General features: G+C 58.4%; 1 protein-coding gene. It reads left to right on the top strand.

Annotated features, from left to right (window positions below):
* A partial coding sequence (locus tag B3M52_RS04690) for an aminotransferase class III-fold pyridoxal phosphate-dependent enzyme (protein ID WP_286748986.1) occupies positions 1-296 on the top strand: 296 nt, incomplete at both ends.

The raw sequence follows: 296 nt of genomic DNA, 5'->3' as shown, positions 1-296 counted from the left end.
TGCACCCAGATGAAAGACCACGAAGGCACCTTGCCCCTGGTGCCCATCAAACGGGGCGAAGGTGTCTGGCTTGAGGACTTCGAAAGCAACCGCTACATCGACGCCGTGAGCTCCTGGTGGGTCAACCTGTTCGGCCATGCGAACCCCAGAATCAACGCGGCTATTCAGGAGCAGATTGGTCAGTTGGAGCATGTGATCCTGGCGGGGTTTACCCACGAGCCGGTGGTCAGCCTCTCCGAGAGACTGATCGAAGTGACCCCTGAAGGCCTCAATAAGTGCTTCTACGCCGACAACGG

Source organism: Marinobacter sp. UBA2688, assembly GCF_002352785.1.
GTDB lineage: Bacteria > Pseudomonadota > Gammaproteobacteria > Pseudomonadales > Oleiphilaceae > Marinobacter > Marinobacter salarius.
The sequence above is the reverse complement of the archived record's forward strand: the minus strand, read 5'-3'. Positions and strand labels throughout refer to the sequence as shown.